Origin of the sequence: Hassallia byssoidea VB512170 (assembly GCF_000817785.2) — a bacterium.
Taxonomy (GTDB): domain Bacteria; phylum Cyanobacteriota; class Cyanobacteriia; order Cyanobacteriales; family Nostocaceae; genus Hassallia; species Hassallia carrinoi.
On record NZ_JTCM02000118.1, the window covers coordinates 1 to 19919 of the forward strand.

15 protein-coding genes and 1 pseudogene are annotated in these 19919 nt (G+C 42.0%); 8 read left to right on the forward strand and 8 right to left on the reverse strand.

From position 1 onward, the window contains the following. Positions 1 to 221 precede the first annotated feature (221 nt). Both PI95_RS29645 and rimI read right to left on the reverse strand, forming a co-directional pair. A complete protein-coding gene (locus PI95_RS29645) occupies positions 222 to 2690 on the reverse strand; it encodes an ATP-dependent Clp protease ATP-binding subunit (protein ID WP_039740335.1) in 2469 nt (822 codons plus the stop codon). A gap of 339 nt (positions 2691 to 3029) precedes the next feature. Further along, positions 3030 to 3584, reverse strand: a complete 555-nt coding sequence (gene rimI, locus PI95_RS29650; RefSeq protein WP_039738739.1) for a ribosomal protein S18-alanine N-acetyltransferase — start codon at positions 3582 to 3584, stop codon at positions 3030 to 3032. A gap of 89 nt (positions 3585 to 3673) precedes the next feature. On the opposite strand from rimI, the gene lysA reads away from it, so the two are divergent. The 3 genes from lysA to uppS all read left to right on the forward strand — a co-directional run bounded on the left by lysA (position 3674) and on the right by uppS (position 7002). Beyond that, a complete protein-coding gene (lysA, locus tag PI95_RS29655; protein WP_039738741.1) occupies positions 3674 to 5194 on the forward strand; it encodes a diaminopimelate decarboxylase in 1521 nt (506 codons plus the stop codon). Positions 5195 to 5332: 138 nt separating this feature from the next. After that, positions 5333 to 6256, forward strand: coding sequence for a diadenylate cyclase CdaA (gene cdaA, locus PI95_RS29660; protein WP_039738743.1), 924 nt, complete (start codon positions 5333 to 5335; stop codon positions 6254 to 6256). Further along, a complete protein-coding gene (gene uppS / locus PI95_RS29665; protein ID WP_039738744.1) occupies positions 6253 to 7002 on the forward strand; it encodes a polyprenyl diphosphate synthase in 750 nt (249 codons plus the stop codon). Before cdaA ends, uppS begins: the two co-directional genes overlap by 4 nt. Before the next feature lie 118 nt (positions 7003 to 7120). On the opposite strand, the gene PI95_RS29670 is transcribed toward uppS, so the two are convergent. The 5 genes from PI95_RS29670 to dnaK all read right to left on the reverse strand — a co-directional run bounded on the left by PI95_RS29670 (position 7121) and on the right by dnaK (position 12102). Then, entirely contained in the window at positions 7121 to 7393 is a 273-nt protein-coding gene (locus tag PI95_RS29670; protein ID WP_039738745.1) for a DUF3143 domain-containing protein, read from the reverse strand. A 37-nt stretch (positions 7394 to 7430) separates the two neighbouring features. Continuing rightward, positions 7431 to 7949: a J domain-containing protein gene (locus tag PI95_RS29675; protein ID WP_039740338.1), complete on the reverse strand. Its 519-nt coding sequence runs from the start codon at positions 7947 to 7949 to the stop codon at positions 7431 to 7433. A 485-nt stretch (positions 7950 to 8434) separates the two neighbouring features. Beyond that, the gene (locus PI95_RS29685) at positions 8435 to 8641 is read right to left on the reverse strand and encodes a hypothetical protein (RefSeq protein WP_039738746.1); all 207 of its coding nucleotides are present in this window, start codon (positions 8639 to 8641) and stop codon (positions 8435 to 8437) included. 175 nt (positions 8642 to 8816) lie between these two features. Then, entirely contained in the window at positions 8817 to 9809 is a 993-nt protein-coding gene (locus tag PI95_RS29690; protein ID WP_039738747.1) for a DnaJ C-terminal domain-containing protein, read from the reverse strand. 163 nt (positions 9810 to 9972) lie between these two features. Beyond that, complete coding sequence (gene dnaK, locus PI95_RS29695) at positions 9973 to 12102, reverse strand: molecular chaperone DnaK (RefSeq protein WP_039738748.1); 2130 nt, start codon at positions 12100 to 12102, stop codon at positions 9973 to 9975. Positions 12103 to 12219: 117 nt separating this feature from the next. Between dnaK and PI95_RS29700 the strand changes: the two genes are divergently transcribed. The 3 genes and pseudogenes from PI95_RS29700 (at position 12220) to PI95_RS36345 (ending at position 15716) form a co-directional block, all read left to right on the forward strand. After that, complete coding sequence (locus tag PI95_RS29700; RefSeq protein WP_039740344.1) at positions 12220 to 13062, forward strand: M28 family peptidase; 843 nt, start codon at positions 12220 to 12222, stop codon at positions 13060 to 13062. A 172-nt stretch (positions 13063 to 13234) separates the two neighbouring features. Next, positions 13235 to 14701: a DNA methyltransferase gene (locus PI95_RS29705; protein WP_052324730.1), complete on the forward strand. Its 1467-nt coding sequence runs from the start codon at positions 13235 to 13237 to the stop codon at positions 14699 to 14701. Then, positions 14670 to 15716, forward strand: a pseudogene (locus tag PI95_RS36345) (XcyI family restriction endonuclease). Before PI95_RS29705 ends, PI95_RS36345 begins: the two are co-directional and overlap by 32 nt. Before the next feature lie 88 nt (positions 15717 to 15804). Here PI95_RS36345 and PI95_RS29720 read toward each other — a convergent pair. Further along, positions 15805 to 16716 carry a bestrophin family protein gene (locus PI95_RS29720; protein WP_039738753.1) on the reverse strand — a complete coding sequence of 304 codons (912 nt, stop codon included), beginning with the start codon at positions 16714 to 16716 and terminating at the stop codon, positions 15805 to 15807. 236 nt (positions 16717 to 16952) lie between these two features. On the opposite strand from PI95_RS29720, the gene PI95_RS29725 reads away from it, so the two are divergent. Beyond that, on the forward strand, positions 16953 to 17627 hold the full coding sequence (locus PI95_RS29725; RefSeq protein WP_039738755.1) for a Uma2 family endonuclease: 675 nt from the start codon (positions 16953 to 16955) through the stop codon (positions 17625 to 17627). A gap of 271 nt (positions 17628 to 17898) precedes the next feature. Continuing rightward, on the forward strand, positions 17899 to 19572 hold the full coding sequence (locus tag PI95_RS29730) for a RuBisCO small subunit-like domain-containing protein (RefSeq protein ID WP_163519307.1): 1674 nt from the start codon (positions 17899 to 17901) through the stop codon (positions 19570 to 19572). Positions 19573 to 19919 lie beyond the last annotated feature (347 nt).

Below are 19919 nucleotides of genomic sequence, written 5' to 3' on the forward strand. Positions count from 1 at the left end.
CTATAAGGTTTGGGCATAAGTTTCCCAGAGGTTGTGCTGGAGCTTTCATCAAGGTCTACTTCCAGTTTATGGCTTAACCGCCTTGGCGGTTGCTATAATAGTTGATTCAACCGTATCCAATTACTATAAGTTATTATTTGCAGCAGAAAAAAACGGTAGAGTAATTCATACTCTACCGTTTTCTAATTTTGTATTTAAGATATTAGATTAAATCCAAAATTTTACTCAGCTACTGGGGTCAATAATTCCCGGCGTTCTCCTGCACTAACTTGTACGTTACCGCTTTCATCGACATCAACCACGGCTGTATCACCGTCTTTGATGCGACCGGAAAGAATTTCCTCAGCGAGGCTATCTTCTAACAAACGCATAATCGCCCGACGTAAAGGTCTTGCACCGTAACTGGGGCTGTAACCTTCTTGAATCAAGCGGTCTTTGAAGCGATCGGTGACTTCTAGGACGATACCTTTTTCTGTCAGACGACCAAACACTTCTTTGAGCATGATTTCAGCGATTTCGCTGACTTCTGGCTTGCTCAACTGACGGAAGACGATAATTTCATCTAATCGGTTGAGGAACTCTGGACGGAAGTACTGCTTGAGTTCTTCGTTCACCAAAGTCTTAATTCTGTTGTATTGCGACTCGCCAGCGTTATCCGCAAACTCGAAGCCGATGCTGGAAGCACCTTTTTCAATTACCTTAGAACCGATGTTCGATGTCAAAATCAGCAAGGTGTTCTTGAAGTCTACGGTGCGACCTTTGGCATCTGTCAATCGACCGTCTTCAAGAATTTGCAGCAGCATGTTGAATACATCTGGGTGCGCTTTCTCGATTTCGTCGAATAACACGACGGTGTAAGGACGACGGCGCACGGCTTCGGTCAACTGACCGCCTTCGTTGTAGCCGACATAACCAGGAGGCGAACCAATCAGTTTGCTGACGGTGTGGCGCTCCATATATTCGGACATATCTAGACGAATCATTGCTTCTTCGGAACCGAAGAAGTAACTCGCTAAGGATTTCGCCAACTCGGTTTTACCAACACCAGTGGGACCTGAGAAAATAAAGCTGGCGATGGGTCGATTAGGATTTTTCAAACCGACACGAGCGCGGCGAATGGCACGAGAAACTGCTTTCACAGCATCTTCTTGACCGATGAGGCGCTGATGCAGGGTGTCTTCCATGTGCAGCAGCTTTTCGGATTCGGATTCGGTGAGTTTGTTCACCGGAACTCCTGTCCAAGATGCGACAATGTGGGCGATGTCCTCTTCAGTGACGACTGGTTCTAAGCCTTCTGTGCCGGATGCGTTGGTTTTGCTTTGAGCGATCGCCCGAATTTCGGCTTTGATTTCCATTTCCCGATCGCGCAATTCCCCAGCTTTCTCAAAGTCTTGACCGCGCACTGCGTCGTCTTTTTCTTTCAATATCTGACGCAATTCTTTATCTAACTCTTTTGCCGCTGGTGGCAATTGCGAGTTAATCAAGCGGACGCGAGAACCTGCTTCGTCAACCAAGTCGATGGCTTTATCTGGAAGGTAGCGATCGCTAATATATCTATCGGACAATTTCGCTGCTGCTACTAAAGCTTCATCGGAGATTTTCAGCTTGTGGTGCTGTTCGTAACGGTCGCGGAGTCCGTACAAAATCTCGATTGTTTCATCAACGCTAGGTTCACCTACCATTACTGGTTGGAAGCGTCGCTCTAGCGCTGCATCTCGCTCGATGTGTTTGCGGTATTCATCGAGGGTTGTTGCGCCAATACACTGCAATTCACCTCTTGCCAAAGCTGGTTTGAGGATGTTTGCTGCGTCAATAGCACCTTCTGCTGCACCTGCACCAATAAGCGTGTGAACTTCGTCAATCACGAGAATGACATTGCCTGCCTGACGAATTTCGTCCATGATTTTCTTCAGGCGTTCTTCAAATTCACCTCGGTACTTGGTACCAGCTACGAGCAAACCGATATCGAGAGTGACTACGCGCTTATCTTCTAAGATGTCGGGGATATCTTTGGTGGAGATGCGTGTCGCCAAACCTTCAGCGATCGCCGTTTTACCAACACCAGGTTCCCCAATCAATACTGGGTTATTTTTGGTGCGGCGACCCAAGATTTGAATCACCCGTTCAATTTCTTTTGCGCGTCCCACTACTGGATCGAGCTTGCCGTCTACTGCCATTTGGGTCAGATTCGAGCCAAATTCGTCCAACGTTGGCGTTTTTGTCCGACCTGATGAACCACCTGGAGATACTTCGGCTGTTTCTCCCAGCATTCTGATCACTTGGGTTCGCACCTTGGATAGATCCACACCGAGGTTTTCCAATACTCTGGCTGCTACGCCTTCCCCTTCGCGGATCAAGCCCAACAGCAGATGCTCGGTACCAATGTAGTTATGTCCTAATTGGCGCGCTTCTTCCAAGGATAGTTCTAGAACTCGCTTTGCCCGTGGCGTGAACGGAATTTCCACAGCCACAAAGCCTGAGCCTCGACCTATGATTTTTTCTACTTCAATCCGAGCGTCTTTGAGATTGACACCCATTGATTTCAGCACCTTAGCCGCCACTCCGGTACCTTCGCCAATTAGACCCAAGAGGATCTGCTCAGTACCGACAAAATTATGCCCAAGACGGCGTGCCTCTTCTTGAGCAAGCATGATAACCTTAATGGCTTTTTCTGTGAAGCGTTCAAACATAGTTTCGTTGATCCCATCACCTGCGTCGTGCCGGTATGCTGATTTTAGCATAAGCCCTATGTTTGGGTGTCTGTATAAACAGATAGACATCCAAGGGCTAACACTCAGGTTAATCGGATAATTATTAAATTTTTATTGCTTTTATCTGGTCTGTATACTGAGACCCTTGATTTAAGCCGCTCGATTTCACTCCAAAAAACGGGTTTTGGGTGTTTTTTTCGCCCTTCCCAAACAAAATTTAATATCATAATTTAGTGTCATTTTCAATACATATAAATACATTATTTGAATATTTAATATTTTATTGATGAACTTCCTGAATTTAATTAGAAATACTAATCATTCGGGAAAAACTAACTGCCACTCAGACTGACTCAAGCGATCGCAAACTATGGTATGCCATGTATCTAAAGTTTTGGGAAAATCTGGCTGTTGCATTTCTCCAGTCCAAAGAACAAGGGCATCTTCACCGTTATCTCGGTAATAACCGCGTCGCCGCCCTGCTGTTTTGAAACCAAATTTTTGATATAAAGATATTGCTGCGGTGTTGGAAACACGCACTTCGAGAGTGGCTCGCTCTAAACCGCGATCGTAAGCTTTCACCAAAAGCGAATATAGTAAAGCTGCGCCCAAACCTTGACGGTGGTAGTGAGGATGAACCGCCACAATCGTAATGTGTGCTTCATCTACAATTGACCAAAAGCATCCGATTCCCAGCATTCTGGAGCTAGAGAAGTTGGAAAATAATCCGAGTAATTCAGTGTTGGGACTTTCTAACTCTCGTTGATAAGCCTGCAAATTCCACAAACCGCCAAAACAAGCTTGATCGAGTTCTAGAGCTGCACTCAGATCGTTCGCTGTCAATGATTGAATTTCTAATGCTAATGAGATCACAATTATTGGTAATAGTACAACGCGAAGTAAACTGAGAATCGGGATACTCACTCACACCCGTAATTAGAACAAGGACAATTCTTATAGTTATGGTATCGACTCACCCGGCAGGCATTCAACATTCTGGTAGTCAGTATTTACCTGATATAAACGGTAAAAATGGCAAATTATCACCGAATCAGCAACTTTTACCATTGAGTGCCAGAGTTAATGATAATGACTGCCTGGAAATTGGTGGTTGTGATGTCACAACTCTAGTTCAGCAGTATGGTTCGCCTTTATATATTTTGGATGAAGAAACGCTCATTCGCGCTTGTCAGCAATACCGAGATTCTTTTAAGCAATACTACAAAGGTGAATCTCAGGTATTGTATGCTTCAAAGGCTTGGAGTTGTTTGGCAATTTGTGCGATCGCCGCTCATCAAGGTTTAGGTGTAGATGTAGCATCAGGAGGCGAACTTTACACGGCACTGCAAGCGGGTGTCAGTCCTGATAAAATCTACCTTCACAGCAATAATAAGTCTCGCCAAGAGCTAATTTTTGCCATTGAATCTGGTTGCACCATCGTGGTGGATAACTGGTATGAGTTGCATACTTTGGTGGAGATAGCTGTTGAAGGGGGCAGGGGGCAGGGGGCAGGGGGCAGGGGGCAGGGGGAGTTTGTCTCTCCATCTCCCTTGGAACCCTCATCCCCCCCATCTCCCTTGTCTCCCCCCTCTTCCTCATCCTCCCCACTCCCCATCCGAATAATGCTGCGGCTGACTCCGGGAATTGAGTGTCACACTCATGAGTATATTCAGACAGGGCAGTTAGATACTAAATTTGGCTTCGATCCGAATGCGCTGGATGAATTGTTTACTTTTGTAAGTAAGCAATCTGCTCTTAACTGCGTGGGATTACATGCTCATATTGGTTCTCAGATTTTTGAACGTCAACCGCATCGCGATTTAGCTGCTTTGATGGTGCAGTGGTTAACTAAAGCGGCTGGTTACGGTTTAAGCGTGACAGAATTAAATGTTGGTGGCGGTTTGGGGATTAAGTATATTGAATCAGACGATCCACCGAGCATTGAAGAGTGGGTAAAACCGATTTGCGAGGTGATTTCATCTGCTTGTGCTAGAGAAAATTTACCTTTACCTAAGTTATTATGTGAACCTGGGCGATCGCTAATTGCCACAGCTTGTGTCACTGCTTATACGTTAGGATCGTCCAAAGTTATTCCGGGAATCCGTACCTACGTAGCTGTGGATGGAGGAATGTCTGATAATGCACGACCGATTACTTACCAGTCAGTTTACCGGGCAGTAGTCGCTAACCGTATGTCAACTCCCTCAAGCGAAACAGTGACAATTGCTGGTAAACATTGTGAATCAGGGGATATTCTCATAAAAAATGCCCAACTGCCAAAAACTCAACCCGGAGATATTCTGGTAGTAATGGCAACTGGTGCGTACAATTACAGTATGGCATCTAACTACAATCGCATACCGCGATCGGCAGCGGTTATAGTCAAGGATGGCGAAGCAAATTTAATTTTGCAGCGCGAAACTTATCAAGACTTGATTAGACAGGATTGCCTACCAGAAAGACTAAAGAAAGATTTTGGATAAAGCCTGAAGACTGAAAGAAAAGGATGAAGAACAAAGAATAGAGAATGAAAATTTTAGACTTCATGCTTGATAATTCATACTTCATACTTCATCTTTCATCTTTCATACTTTATACTTCATACTTTCACGCCAGATGTCATGGGAGATTGGTGGAAGCAATGGCTGATAAACCTGGGACAGTCTGGGTCTTTGCTGCTTAAGACTCTGGATATAGCCTTAGTACTGGCGCTGACTTACATGATCCTAGTTATTATTAGCGAGCGCCGGACACTGTGGATGGTGCGGGGATTTATTGTGTTGATGCTGGCATCAGCTCTCAGCAGCACTTTGGGGCTACCACTGTTAAATTTTGTATTGGAAAAATTGGTGATTGGCTGCGCTGTGGCGATGGCTGTAGCGCTCCAATCAGAGTTTCGCCGATTTTTGGAACAATTGGGACGTGGCGAATTTCGTTCATTATTTCTACCATCGAATCGGACAGTCCCCAAGTCTGATAGTGTGATTGATGAAATTGTCGATGCAGTTAAAGAACTGTCGAAAAACCGGATTGGTGCTTTGCTGATTTTGGAAACTAGCGGTCCAATTGACGAGCGCGATTTTTCTGTGCCCGGAGTAAAGCTGAATGCGGAAGTTTCTAAGGAACTGATACAGACAATTTTTCAGCCAAAAACTCTTTTGCACGATGGGGCGACAATGATCCGTGGATCGCGGATTGTGTCATCTGGTATAATTTTACCGCTTTCGGGACGCACAGCCTCGCGCCAGTTGGGAACACGCCACCGGGCTGCGATGGGAATTACTGAGCGAGTCGAAAATTGCATTTGTGTGGTTGTATCAGAAGAAACGGGTTCTATTTCTTTAGCGGAAAGGGGAATCCTAAATAGACCGCTGACGCTGACGAAGCTGAAAGACTGTTTAGAGGCTCGATTATCGCCAACTGTAGATCGAGAAGCTGTGGCTCCAGGTCTGTTAAGCTTGGTACGTCAGATTCGTAGTAAGGCACTAGCCCTAATTTCACGTTTACTTGGATTACCATCGACCGCTTCGCGAGATAAAAAATGACAGCACACCATACACAACTGCAATATTTGCCGGCTGACTTAAAGCGAGAATTACTGCCCAAACACGTTGCGGTGATTATGGATGGCAATGGTCGATGGGCTAAACGTCAAGGGCTACCCCGAATTATCGGTCACAAACACGGTGTTGATGCGCTGAAGGATTTGCTTCGTTGTTGTAAGGATTGGGGAATTGCTGCGCTGACGGCTTATGCTTTTTCGACTGAGAATTGGAAAAGACCTCAGGAAGAAGTTGAATTTTTGATGACTTTGTTCCAAAGAGTTTTGCGTCAAGAATTGCGCGAAATGCTGGAGGAAAATGTACAAATTAGGTTTGTCGGAAATTTGCAAGCTTTACCGCGTATTCTTCAAGAAGAAATTTCCCGTTCAATGGAAGAAACTAAGGATAATCGCGCTATCCGGTTTACAGTTGCCACAAACTACGGTGGACGACAAGAAATTTTACAAGCTTGTCGAGCGATCGCCGATCAAGTAAAGCAAGGTCTACTTCAACCTGATGAAATTGATGAAGCGACTTTTGAGCGTCATCTCTACACCGCAGGAATTTGCGACCCAGATTTATTAATCCGCACCAGTGGGGAAATGCGAATCTCAAATTTCCTTCTCTGGCAAATGGCTTACGCGGAAATTTATATCACCGATACTCTGTGGCCCGATTTTGACCGCGCCGAATTTCACCGCGCTTTATCTGCCTATCAGCAACGAGAAAGGCGGTTTGGGAAAGTGTAACGATTTTGGATTTTGGATTTTGGATTTTGGATTAACTTTCAAGCCAAATCAAATTTTAAATTTCAGATTTGGGATTGATCGCCAATCCAAAATCCAAAATCTAAAATCCAAAATCCAATCATGGTCCTGAAAAAACCGCTTGTTCTATATCTTGCCGACTGAGGGAGTACTTGAACGATCGCTGTATATCTTGCCCTTTTTCCCCGGCTGGAAAATATCGCACGATGATTTGCTCAATGTCGAGCCAGATTTCTGCTTGCCATAACGGTCGCTGTACATGCCAACAATGCGGCTGTTGCTCATCTTGCTGACAGCCTTGGTTTTTTAACCACTGCTCAATCTGAGGTAGGGGGTGGCTATATAAGGGAGTATCGGCGGAAACTTTATTCATGATTTGCGTTAAATGTCAAGGGTCAAATAAATAATTTTTACTTCTTATCTAGAGAATTATTCGTTTGAGAAAAGTGATAAATTTGCTCTTGAACTAGTGGCGTTGGTGGTGTAAGTTGTGTTTTGAAGGCAGCATCGCCACGAGTTAAGCCGATGGCGATCGCCAATAACAAACAACCAAGAATAGTTAATCCCATAATAAATAAAGCAAAGATTTCGCCTTGTGAGAGTGGGCGATCGCTGGCATCAAGGTAAGCTGATTTTGACCAATCATAAAACTTAGCAACGGGATGGTTCAAGTCAGCGGGTGCTTGAATCACGCCAAAGCGAGAGTAGCCTATTTTTAAATCGTAGCTTAAACGGCGTTCTGGGCTGCTGAGAGTGGCGTAAGCTTCGTTGAGTTGCTGAAATTTAGCAGTAGCGATCGCAGCAGGTAACTCTGTTGTATCTGGATGAAAGCGTTTGCTTAGTTCCCGATAGGCATGACGGATTTCGATTACCGATGCCGAGGGATGCAGTCCTAGCAGGGAGTAATAAGTATCACTCCTTTGTGGCATTGCCCCGTTTTGATTCACGGCTGTTTGAGTCACTATTAGCTCAAGTTTTTTCTTATTTTAAACCTGACAATGCTTGAGTAGGCGATCGCACGCTCAATCTCTTACCCGATTTTCTTTGAGCCTAGTAAACTTCGTCGTGATTACCAATGTCAACAAATACAGCGTTTCCGTCGTCAGTGAAGTAAAATAATACTCTTTCGTCGTACTCTATGCTGAACAAGACATAATTCTTTAAGCTTCCCTGATACAGCGTATTTCAGGTAAATGAAGTACACGGGTAGGGGCACAATATATTGTGCCCCTACGATGATCTGTAACTCACGAAGTTGCAATCTGCTGTAACTTGTGAGTTTTCAAGCTTTGGTCGAAAGGATCGTTTGTAAACAACTTTAATTTTTGCCAAAACTTCGTTTCCAAGTCTACATTTCCTTTAATTCGCTTATGATAAGCACGTTTAAATGATGAACTAAAACTGACTTCCACCATTAATCTTCTATCAGTTGTTTTAGTTCGTTGATGTTATTCGAGAATTTAAGTTTACCGTTTTGCTGTTCTGCTTGGCTTATTTTCAAGTTTTCATATATTTGTTCTCGACGTTCTTCGCGCAAGTACTGGCTTAATAGTAGTTGAATTTCTTGTTTTTCTTCAATCGAAAGACTTTTGATTGTTTCTACTAAGTCACTAAAACTCATAAGCTGAAATACCTCGTAGTTTTTACCTGGCTAATCTGTATGATGACTTTTGTTTGATATAGCGACTTATATTATAAGAACGCAAATCACACATATTCTAGAGAAGAGACGTTCCGGCGGAACGTCTCTACGATGGCGGTGTTTTTATTAATGTATTCATTGCACCTCATCACTATCACAATAAATCAGCGCGAGGTTTAAAGGTTTCAATTTGGCGCAATTTTTCGTATAATTCTTTTTCTTCTTGGCTAATAGTTTTCGGAGTAACTATTTGAATTTCTACCAATTGATCGCCGCGTTTACCTGCTTCGTTGGGGTAGCCTTTATTAGCAAGACGAAATCGTTGACCAGACCTAACTCCTTGAGGAATTGACATTTTCACGGGTCCATCAAGAGTTGGTGCTTCTACTTGTCCTCCTAAAACGGCTTCGCTGGGAGTCACAGGTACTTGACAAAATATATTTAAGGCATCTAGTTTAAACAGAGGATGAGGTTCAACTGTAATTTTTAGATACAAGTCTCCCCCACCAATGCCTTGGTTACGCAAGCGGATGGTTTGACCTGTTACCATACCTGGAGGCATGGTAACTTCTAGCGATCGCCCATCTTCTAAACGAATGCGTTCATTACCACCTACATAAGCTTTTTCTAGTGGTAAAGTTAATCTCGCTTCTATATCTCGACGGCTAGCGCGAGGTGGTGTTTTTGGTACTGTATATTCAACTTTGCTTCGGGGGCTACGAAATGGATCGCCCTTCGCACCATTCGTAGAATCACTTGCCCCATTTTTATTTTTTACACCGACAACTTGATTAATAAAGTCTTCAAAGTTGGCAAAATCGCTGGGATTTACATCTTGAGTATTAGTGCGATCGCCCTTCTGATTACCCCAACCTTTACCCTTTGATGCCTGTTTGCCACTAAAGCCTCTTTGATTCCAGTAGCGGCTAAACTGATCGTATTGCGCTCGTTTGGTTGGATCGCTAAGGATTTCATAAGCTTCACCGATATCCTTAAATTTGTCTTCGGCTGCTTTGTTTCCCGGATTTAAGTCTGGGTGATACTGTCTGGCTAATCGACGATAATTCTTTTTAATTTCCTCACTTGAGGCTTCTTTAGGTACTCCTAAAATTTCGTAATAATCGCGAAAATTCTGCAAATTTTGCATAGTCAGTTTAACTATATATTTGAGATTTTATTAATATTTAATGGCTAATAGTGCTATTAACTATTACTTGTTACCGAGAAGCAAATCCGAATCAATCAACTGCATGGCGTTACTAATATGATGATACAAGGGCGGAAAATTCCGCCCATTTTCATTGGCACTATTACCAGTCGTCGTCTTCATCATCCCAGTTATCTTGGTAACTTGGACGCGATCGCCTTTGGGAACCGCTGTCATAGGAGGAAGGACGATCTTTGTCTCTATAGTCGCGGTTGCCGCTGTAATCTCTGTTGTTGCCGTAGTCTTTATTCCCGCTGTAATCTCTGTTGTTGCCGTAGTCTCTGTTGTTGCCGTAGTCTCTGCCATAATTATCGCGATCGCGATAATTATCTCTTAAATTGTCTCGCTCGCGTTCTTTTTCGCCGGTGAAGATTTCCTTAATCGTGCCAAACAAGTCATCTTCTTCGTCATCATCGTAATACTGGCGAACTTCCCGATTTAGATCGTACAAAGCATCTTGCAGGTCAGCGTAAGTTTGGTCAATACCGCGATCGTCATTTTTTTGTAAACTTTCGCGTAGTTCGCGAGAAATACTGTCAATTCGTTGACGCCTGTTTCGGGCAAATTGCATTCCAAAATCTAGCGTCACTTCTCTAAGTTGTCTTTCTGCTGATAAAATTAAAGCTTCGGCACGGGTACGTTTTTCTACACGCTCTTTGCGTTCCCGGTCTTCATCGGCATATTTTTGAGCATCCTGAATCATTCGGTTAACTTCCGACTCGCTTAAGGTGGAAGCACCTTGAATCGTCACGCTTTGCTCTCTACCTGTAGTTCTATCTAAAGCTGTTACCTGTAAAATACCGTTGGCATCGATATCAAAAGATACCTGAATCTGCGGTACTCCTCTTGGTGCCGGGGGAATGCCATACAGCTTGAACCGTCCCAAAGACTTGTTATTTGCTGCCATTTCCCGTTCACCTTGGACTGCGTGAATTTCCACAGTATTTTGGTTATTTTCTGATGTCGAGAAAATGTCCGATCGCCTGACTGGTATAGTTGTATTGCGAGGAATCAGCTTTTTCATCACGCCGCCGATGGTTTCCAAGCCGATAGATAAAGGCGTGACATCCAAAAGCAGCACATCCTTAAGTTCTCCGGCGAGAATACCCGCTTGAATTGCCGCACCCACTGCCACGACTTCATCGGGGTTAACATTTTCGTTGGGTTCGATGCCGATTAAGTCACGCACTAACTGCTTTACCATTGGAATGCGGGTACAACCGCCTACCAAGACGACTTCATCAATATCTTCGGGTATCAAACCGGCATCTTTCAACGCTCTTTTGACTGGTGTTCTGACGCGACTTATCAAGTCGGTGCATAAACCTTCAAATTCCGAGCGAGTTAGGCGAGTTTCGATATGTTTGGGACCTTCTTCAGTGGCGGTGATGAAGGGTAAGTTAATATCGGTGACGCTGACGGCGGAAAGTGCGATTTTTGCGTTTTCCGCAGCTTCCATTAGACGTTGTAAGGCTTGGCGATCGCTTCTTCTTAAATCTACACCTTCTGTTTCCAGAAATTTCTCTGCCAACCAATCTACTATCTTTTTGTCAAAATCATTACCGCCTAACTGCGTATCTCCACTAGTGGCTTTGACTTCAAACACGCCATCGCCAACTTCTAAAATCGATACGTCAAAGGTGCCACCACCCAAATCGAATACTAAGATTGTCTCCGTATCACCGCGATCCAATCCATAAGCTAAAGAAGCGGCGGTAGGTTCGTTAAGAATTCGCAGGACATCTAAACCAGCAATTCTGCCTGCATCTCGCGTCGCTTGCCGCTGAGAATCGTTAAAATAAGCAGGAACGGTAATTACTGCCCCGGTGACTGTATCGCCTAAGTAGCGACTGGCATCGTCTGCCAGTTTTTTCAGCACCATTGCGGAAACTTCTTCTGGGGCGAAGTCTTTACTGAGTTTGGGACAGACTATTTTAATATTGCCTACTTCGTCTTTGCGAATCGTGTAGGGTACTCGCTTTGATTCTGGACTTAGTTCGCCATACCTGCGCCCGATGAAGCGTTTCACGGCAAAGAAGGTATTTTGGGGGTTACTAATGGTTTGACGCCGCGCCATTTGCCCAACGATTCTTTCGCCTTCTTTGCTAAAGCCAACGACGGAGGGGGTTGTTCGCATTCCTTCTGCATTGGCAATCACCACCGGCTTGCCACCCTCCATGACGGCGACTACTGAGTTGGTTGTACCCAAGTCGATGCCGACTACCTTGCCCATGCGTTGCTGTTCTCCTAAAGTGTCTAATAAATTTTATTTGTTTGCAAGCAATGCTTGATTTATTCTATCTTGCAGTTGGGAATTACACGTTCAAACAGCGTTCATTGCTTAATGCATGTGAATTTAAAAAAGTTGTTGCAAACTCATCTTACGTTTATAGCCCGCGATCGCGATCCATATTTGGCGACAGGGGGACATTTTTTTGTCCAACAATACATCAAAGAACAGTTTGAACAATCGGGAAGTGTGGAAATCCACACCTTTGAGGTAAACGGCAAAGTTGGTAAAAACCTGATATTGAATTTACCTGGGCGATCGCGTCATCAGAATTTACCACCAATTTTAATTGCAGCACATTACGATGCCGTACCGGGAACACCTGGGGCTGATGATAATGCTACAGGTGTAGCCGTGTTGCTGGAATTGGCAAGAATGTTTGCCACGCAGCCAATTAAATATCCTTTGCAATTGGTAGCTTTTGATATGGAAGAATACGGTTTACTTGGTAGCGCTGATTATGCAGCCAAGTTAAAGCAAGAAAAGCGATCGCTTCGCTTGATGATGTCTTTGGAAATGTTGGGTTATTGCGATGCAACTCCTGGTTCGCAAAATTATCCTTCACCTTTAGAACGTTTTTACCCTAATCGCGGCGATTTTATCGCTTTAATTGGCAATTTGCGGACATTACCTGATTTAATTAATCTGAGTCGCAGTATTCGTCAATCTGGTACACCTAGCGAATGGCTACCTGTGCCAAATAGAGGTTTAATTGTTCGCGATACAAGACGAAGCGATCATGCACCTTTTTGGGATGCGGGTTATCCCGCAATTATGGTGACAGATACGGCTAATATGCGAAATCCACATTATCACAAACCAAGTGACACTATTGCCACTTTGAATTTAGATTTTCTTACAGGCGTCTGTCAAGGTTTGGAAAGAGGTATTAGAAAGTTATGAAAAATTTATAGGGCTGGGGTTTCCCGTTTAGAAACCGGGTTTCTGGGAGAAGGGTTTCTGGGAGAAACCCGGTTTCTAGGCATGACAATCATATACGATTGCTATATCTACCTAAAGGTAACAAATACAATTTATTGGAAAAATTGTATTTAATATAACGATAAGTAAGTTTATGCAAATAGATTCCTCTTTAATTAATAGAAGTAATCTTTACAAAAAATTTAGCTCAAAGATTTTTCATAATCCTTATTTAGATAGAACTTTGGTTAGTTTCCAAGGTAATAAGCAAGCTCGATTTTCTTCATGGTTCAAGTATAGGGAAGGTTTTTCAGAAAAGCTAGTTACTTATCTTCTGCAAGAATTAAAGCCACAATCAGGTATTCTACTCGATCCGTTTTCTGGATCTGGCTCATCTCTATTCGCTGCAAGTGCATTAGGGTGGCAATCTATAGGAATTGAACTTTTGCCTGTCGGCATTTTTGCCACAAAATCTCGACTGATATCTCAAAAAATTAATGTAAACTCATTACATACAGTAATTTCGGATTTGAAAACAATAAATTTTTTAGATTACTACAACCAGACTGATACATTTAATCATCTTGCGATTACGCAAGGAGCATTTTCTTCTCAAAATGAAAAAAAATTAGTTGGCTATCTCTTTTATTGTAATACTTGTATTTTTGATGAAGATATACGTTCTCTACTTTTGTATGCTGCTTTTTGTATTCTTGAAGATATTAGCTATACCAGAAAAGATGGGCAATATCTACGCTGGGATACTCGTTCTGGTCGCTCTAAAGCAAAAAATGAATTTAATAAAGGAGAAATTTTAAATTTTGAAAATGCGATTCACCAAAAGCTAAAGCAGATTGCATCAGATTTAGATGTTAATTCTATTCAACTGGATTTATTTAATGATAGTCTATCATCGCCAGATACAGTTGAAAAACCGGAACTTAAGCTTTACCAAGGTTCTTGTTTAGAAATTCTTCCGACTATCCAAGAAAGTAGTATTGATTTTGTCATAACATCGCCACCTTACGCCAATAGATATGATTACACTCGCACCTATGCTCTTGAACTTGCATTTTTAGGTTGCAGTGAAGAGAAAGTCAAGCATTTACGTCAAACAATGTTGTCATGTACTGTTGAAAACCGAGATAAACGTAATTATTTAGAAAAGTCTTATACTGATATAGGACGTTATCAGGATTTCTTAAAAATAGATTTAACTTTCCAAAATCAGGCTGCGTTACAAGAAGTATTAGTAATTTTGGAAAGTTATCGAGCAGAAGGTAAGTTGAATAACAAAAATATTACCAGAATGCTACGTAATTACTTTTATGAAATGTGCTTTGTCATCTATGAATTAGCTCGAATCCTCAAATCCGGAGGTATAGTAGCAATGGTAAACGATAACGTTCGATATGCTGGAGAAGAAATTCCTGTAGACTTAATTTTATCTGATATGGCAGAGTCTTTTGGGCTGGTAACGCGGCACATTTGGATATTAGGGCAAGGAAAAGGCAATAGTAGTCAGCAAATGGGAAATCACGGTCGCTCAGAATTGCGTAAATGTGTATATATTTGGGAAAAGCTGCACTGTGACAACAGAGGAAACGAATCTTTTAACTGAGGCAAATCGCGTTAATTATCGCTTGCGTTCCACCTTCTTTTATCGCAAGCTTAAGGAATATAATACGCTATCTTTTAATGCGAAAATTAATGCATTATTACCCGTCAAGCATTTATATAATTGGGATGCTTGGGTAAATTGGGGTATTGGGGAAGATGCATTTACATACATCAATGAGCATCCAGACTTTGAATTAATTCAAATATTTTGCCACCCAAGGTTAATTAGAGAACATTCTACATTATTAGCTTATTATCGTAATATCGCGGCACTTTCTCAAAAAGCCGTTAAATACTTAGTCGGAGTAGATGTAAAGAAGATTGAAACCGATGAAGAAAATCGGTATTCCTTAACAGAAGATAAAGCTTTAGCACTTTCTCAATTGTTTAATGAACACATATCGCTTATCATTGATAGTTCAATAGAAAGTCTTACAAAAGAAGAATTATATGGAATACTATTAGCCTCAACGGGGGCACAAATTGACGGTTCATGGCGTAATGCTATTGGGGAAGAAGCAGAAAAAGTTGTGCAAAGACTTCTTATCAAAGAAGCGAAGGAACATAATCTTCTTGCTGCTTTTATCCCGCGTGTAAGTACGGCAATTGAACTATACAATCCCGATAAACTTGAGGAATAACTAGGAAATATTGAATTTTATCGAGGTGTCATGTTGGCTAATCACACCTCAATACTTTTTTCTAGTGAGCCAGATATTTCACTTTTAAGCAATCAGGGTACAACAGTCGGTGTAATTGAGGTGAAAGGAGGCGCCGATCCTGCTGGAGCGCTTGAACGTTATGGAGCTGCTAAAAAATCCTTTGAGTCAGCTTTTCGCAAAAACTCAGAGGTTAGAACGATTCTCGTTGCTAGCTGTATTACGAGTGAAGTGCATACTCGTATTCAAAATGACTCAACTATTTCCGCTTATTTTAATTTAACAGAGATATTGAGTGAAAACTCAAGACAATATGACTCTTTTATTCAAGAGGTATTTTCACTTTTACAAGCATAACTTTCTCCAGATGATTGAACGCTAGATATTCAAATCACAACTTTAGACAGGCAAATAATTGTCCAACCGATAGAAATGTAAAATTGTCTTAATTGGTTAGATTACCTTGATGCGATCGCACATATGGATTAAACTTAATTAAATCCTCAATATTGCGTTTCATTGTGTTACAAATTGTCTCTAATTGCAAGTCATTTGCATCATGACCAAAGGGGTTTTCTATCTCTATACCAATCGCTTCAATGCCAAACAAAGTAAAACTAACCAAAGCTGTAATTAAACCCGTCCACCATCCCAGACTTTCCACTAGTTGGAAAGGTAGTAAGAAGCAATATATTAATAGTAATTGTTTCAAATGGATAGCATAAGCTAGAGGCATAGGCGTTTTTAAAATGCGTTCGCAAGCTCCTAAATTATCCACCAGATTATTTAATAAGTCTTGTATAGCTATTAGCTGATAATTATTTAGGCAATTACGCTTATATTGCCTTTGTAAATAATCACCAATCCAGAAAGCAATCTTTAAAGGGGGATTATTCAAAGTTTTTAGTTTTAGATACCGAGAATGTGTCATGAGTTCTTCTAACTCACTATTGACAGGTTCTCCCCGCAGGTGGTATTTAGTTGCTACAGAAAAAGCAACCAATAAATATAATGCCGCCGTTTTATTTTCTTTATCCTCTGGGGTTATTTCATCAATCGATACCAAAATCTGTCGTGCTAAATTTCGCGTATTATTCACCATAGAACCCCAGCATTTTCTACCTTCCCAAAATCGGTCGTAAGCTGTATTGGTACGAAAAACGAGTAATAAACCTAAAACAATACTGGGAATAACGCTCTCAAAAATTGGCTGAGAAACAGGAATTTTTAAATGGTAAAGTAGAGAAACAAAAATACCGAAAAAACCACAAGCCAGAACTCTTTTATAAATTGCTAAGACAATCGAGCCTTTTAGTTGAAAAGCTAGTTTTAACCAATGAAATTTTTTGCTTGTCATGCAGTTACTTGGAAAGATTTAATAAACCGATATGAGAATCTGATAACGTAAAAATAATAACTCTGCAAGTAGTACAAATGACAAGGAGGAATCTACCGTTGTCAATTTTAGATTTACACAAGCAGTACATTTACTGATAAAATTGCAAAACGTTTTGATGAGCAGTCGGTGATTCATCGATTGTTGTAGAAAAGCAGTATACTAAATGCAGCAACACTCCTTTGAGGAATCTGCTAATGACAGCATCGGTAGAACGTATCCCGCCGTTAGAAAGTGGCGATCGCCTCTCTCGTGATGAATTTGAGCGTCGATATACCGCAATGCCGCATATTAAAAAAGCAGAACTGATAGAAGGAATAGTGTATATGGCGTCACCTCTACGTTTTAACACTCATGGAAAACCCCACGCACAGTTAATTACTTGGTTGGGAGTTTACCAAGTTTCTACTCCAGGTGTCGAGTTAGGTGATAATGTGACAGTACGGCTGGATTTAGATAATGAACCACAGCCCGATGTTGTACTGTTAATTGACGAACGCTCAGGAGGACAAGCCCGTATTAGTGATGATGATTATGTAGAAGGGGCACCGGAGTTAGTTGTAGAAGTCGCAGCTAGCAGCGCGGCAAATGATTTACATGACAAGAAAAAGGTATATCGTCGTAACGGTGTTCAAGAATATATCGTTTGGCAGATTTTAGAAAATAAACTTAACTGGTTCAGCTTGCAAAATAGCGAGTATGTGTTATTAGAACCCGATACAGATGGTATTATTAAAAGTAGAATATTTCCCGGTTTGTGGTTAGATGTAACTGCATTGCTTGCAGGGGAAATGACAACAGTTTTAGCAGTGGTGCAACAAGCATTGAATAGTGAAGAACACGCAGATTTTGTGCAGCGTTTGTCACATTAGTTGAACTGAGATTATTTAAGAAGACGAAAGAGCGATCGCCTAGCCTAACAAAATCGCGCACTCGTTCTAAAAATAAAACTGGTCATCTGTGGTCTACTATTGAACTAATTGATAATTATATGCATTAAGCATAGCTAATATTCTGCTATAAATGAAAATAGTATCTATCGCGTAGATAATCAACAGAAAATTGCTCAACAAGGGTGAAGCAGGAATAGTCATAAAAACCTAACATTATCTTTATAAGTACTAACTATTCACAGACAGACTCATGGGTTACTACATCGCTCCTCGCTTTCTGGATAAACTTGCCGTCCACATCACGAAAAACTTCCTGAATATTCCCGGTGTGCGAGTACCGGTGATTTTGGGAATTCATGGACGCAAAGGTGAGGGAAAGACTTTTCAATGTGAGTTAGTCTTCGAGAAAATGGGCATCGAGGTTACTCTCATTTCTGGGGGTGAACTGGAAAGTCCAGATGCGGGAGATCCAGCGCGTCTGATTCGGCTGCGCTATCGAGAAACAGCAGAACTAATTAAGGTGCGCGGCAAAATGTGCGTGCTGATGATTAACGATTTAGATGCAGGTGCGGGACGTTTTGATGAAGGTACGCAATACACGGTAAATACGCAGTTGGTGAATGCCACGCTGATGAATATTGCTGATAATCCTACCGATGTGCAACTTCCCGGAAGCTATGACTCAACACCATTAAATCGCGTGCCGATTATTGTCACAGGTAATGATTTTTCTACTCTTTACGCGCCGTTAATTCGCGATGGTCGCATGGAAAAATTTTACTGGGAACCAGACCGCGATGACAAGGTGGGAATTGTTGGCGGGATTTTTGAATCGGATGGACTTTCGCAACGAGATGTGGAAAAATTGGTTGATACTTTTATCAAGCAGTCAATTGACTTTTTTAGCGCTTTGCGATCGCGCATTTATGACGAACAAATCCGCAACTTTATCCATCAAGTCGGTTTTGAGCGGATCTCTCGACGTATAGTTAACAGCACCGAGAAAGCACCAGAATTTCAAAAGCCTAATTTTAACTTGTCTCACTTAATTGAGATAGGCAATTTTATGGTAAGCGAACAAAAACGGGTGGACAATTCTCAGTTGGTTGATGAGTACAATCGCTTAAACCGAGGCAGAAATAATCAACCTGCACCTACAAGCGTTGTCAAACCAGCTAGTCAACCATCAAGAAATAGTTCAAACGAACCTGCGAAAACGAATGGATTTAACCAACAGCAAGCATCGAGTACACATTTGACCTTAGAAACACAACAGCAAGTACGTCAGATTTTATCTCAAGGTTATAAAATTGGCATTGAACACGTAGATGAAAGACGCTTTCGCACGGGGAGTTGGCAAACTTTTGCGGTTCCGCAAATTGATGGTGAATCTGATGCAATATCAACTTTGGAATTTTTTCTCGCCGAACATGCTAACGAATATGTGCGCTTGGTAGGAATCGAACCACAGTCAAAACGCCGGGTTGTGGAAACAATTATCCAACGTCCGAATGGTACTGGTGGCAGCACAAATTATCAACCGGCGCCTAGCCTCAATATCACACCACCTAGTCAACCCTTGAGCAATCGTATAACTCAACCTGCACCTTCTTCAAATAAATTTAACAAACAGGAAGCATCAAGTACGCATTTGACCTTAGAAACACAAGAGCAAATACGTAATATTTTATCTCAAGGTTATAAAATCGGTATTGAACACGTAGATGAAAGACGCTTCCGCACCGGTTCTTGGCAAACTTTTGCAGTTCCGCAAATTGATGCCGAATCTGATGCAATCTCAACTTTGGAATTTTTTCTCGCCGAACATAATAACGAATATGTGCGCTTGGTAGGAATCGAACCCAATGGAAAACGCCGAGTTGTGGAAACGATTATCCAACGTCCGAATGGTAAAACCAGCTAATCATTTCTGCTGCATTTATTAACCGCCGTAGAGACGTTCCGCCGGAACGTCTCTACAATATGTATGATTTGCCAGACATTATATCATGAATTTTCAATTCACGTTCGGTAACTATATCATGTCCGGCAAATTAACCATAATTCCCGAATTGACCTCTCCCTGCCTTGAACGTCCGTTCTTTGTCTGTCCCTCTCCGCGTCGGAGAGGGACAGGTTTTGCGTAGCAAAAGCAGGGATTCACAAACAATAGACACTCATTGACAGGCTTGTTTTAAAGATCCGCGATGCCCAACGATACCCTCGGATGTTCGCGCTTCGCGTCTGGTGAAGGAGAAGCCTGTCCATTTT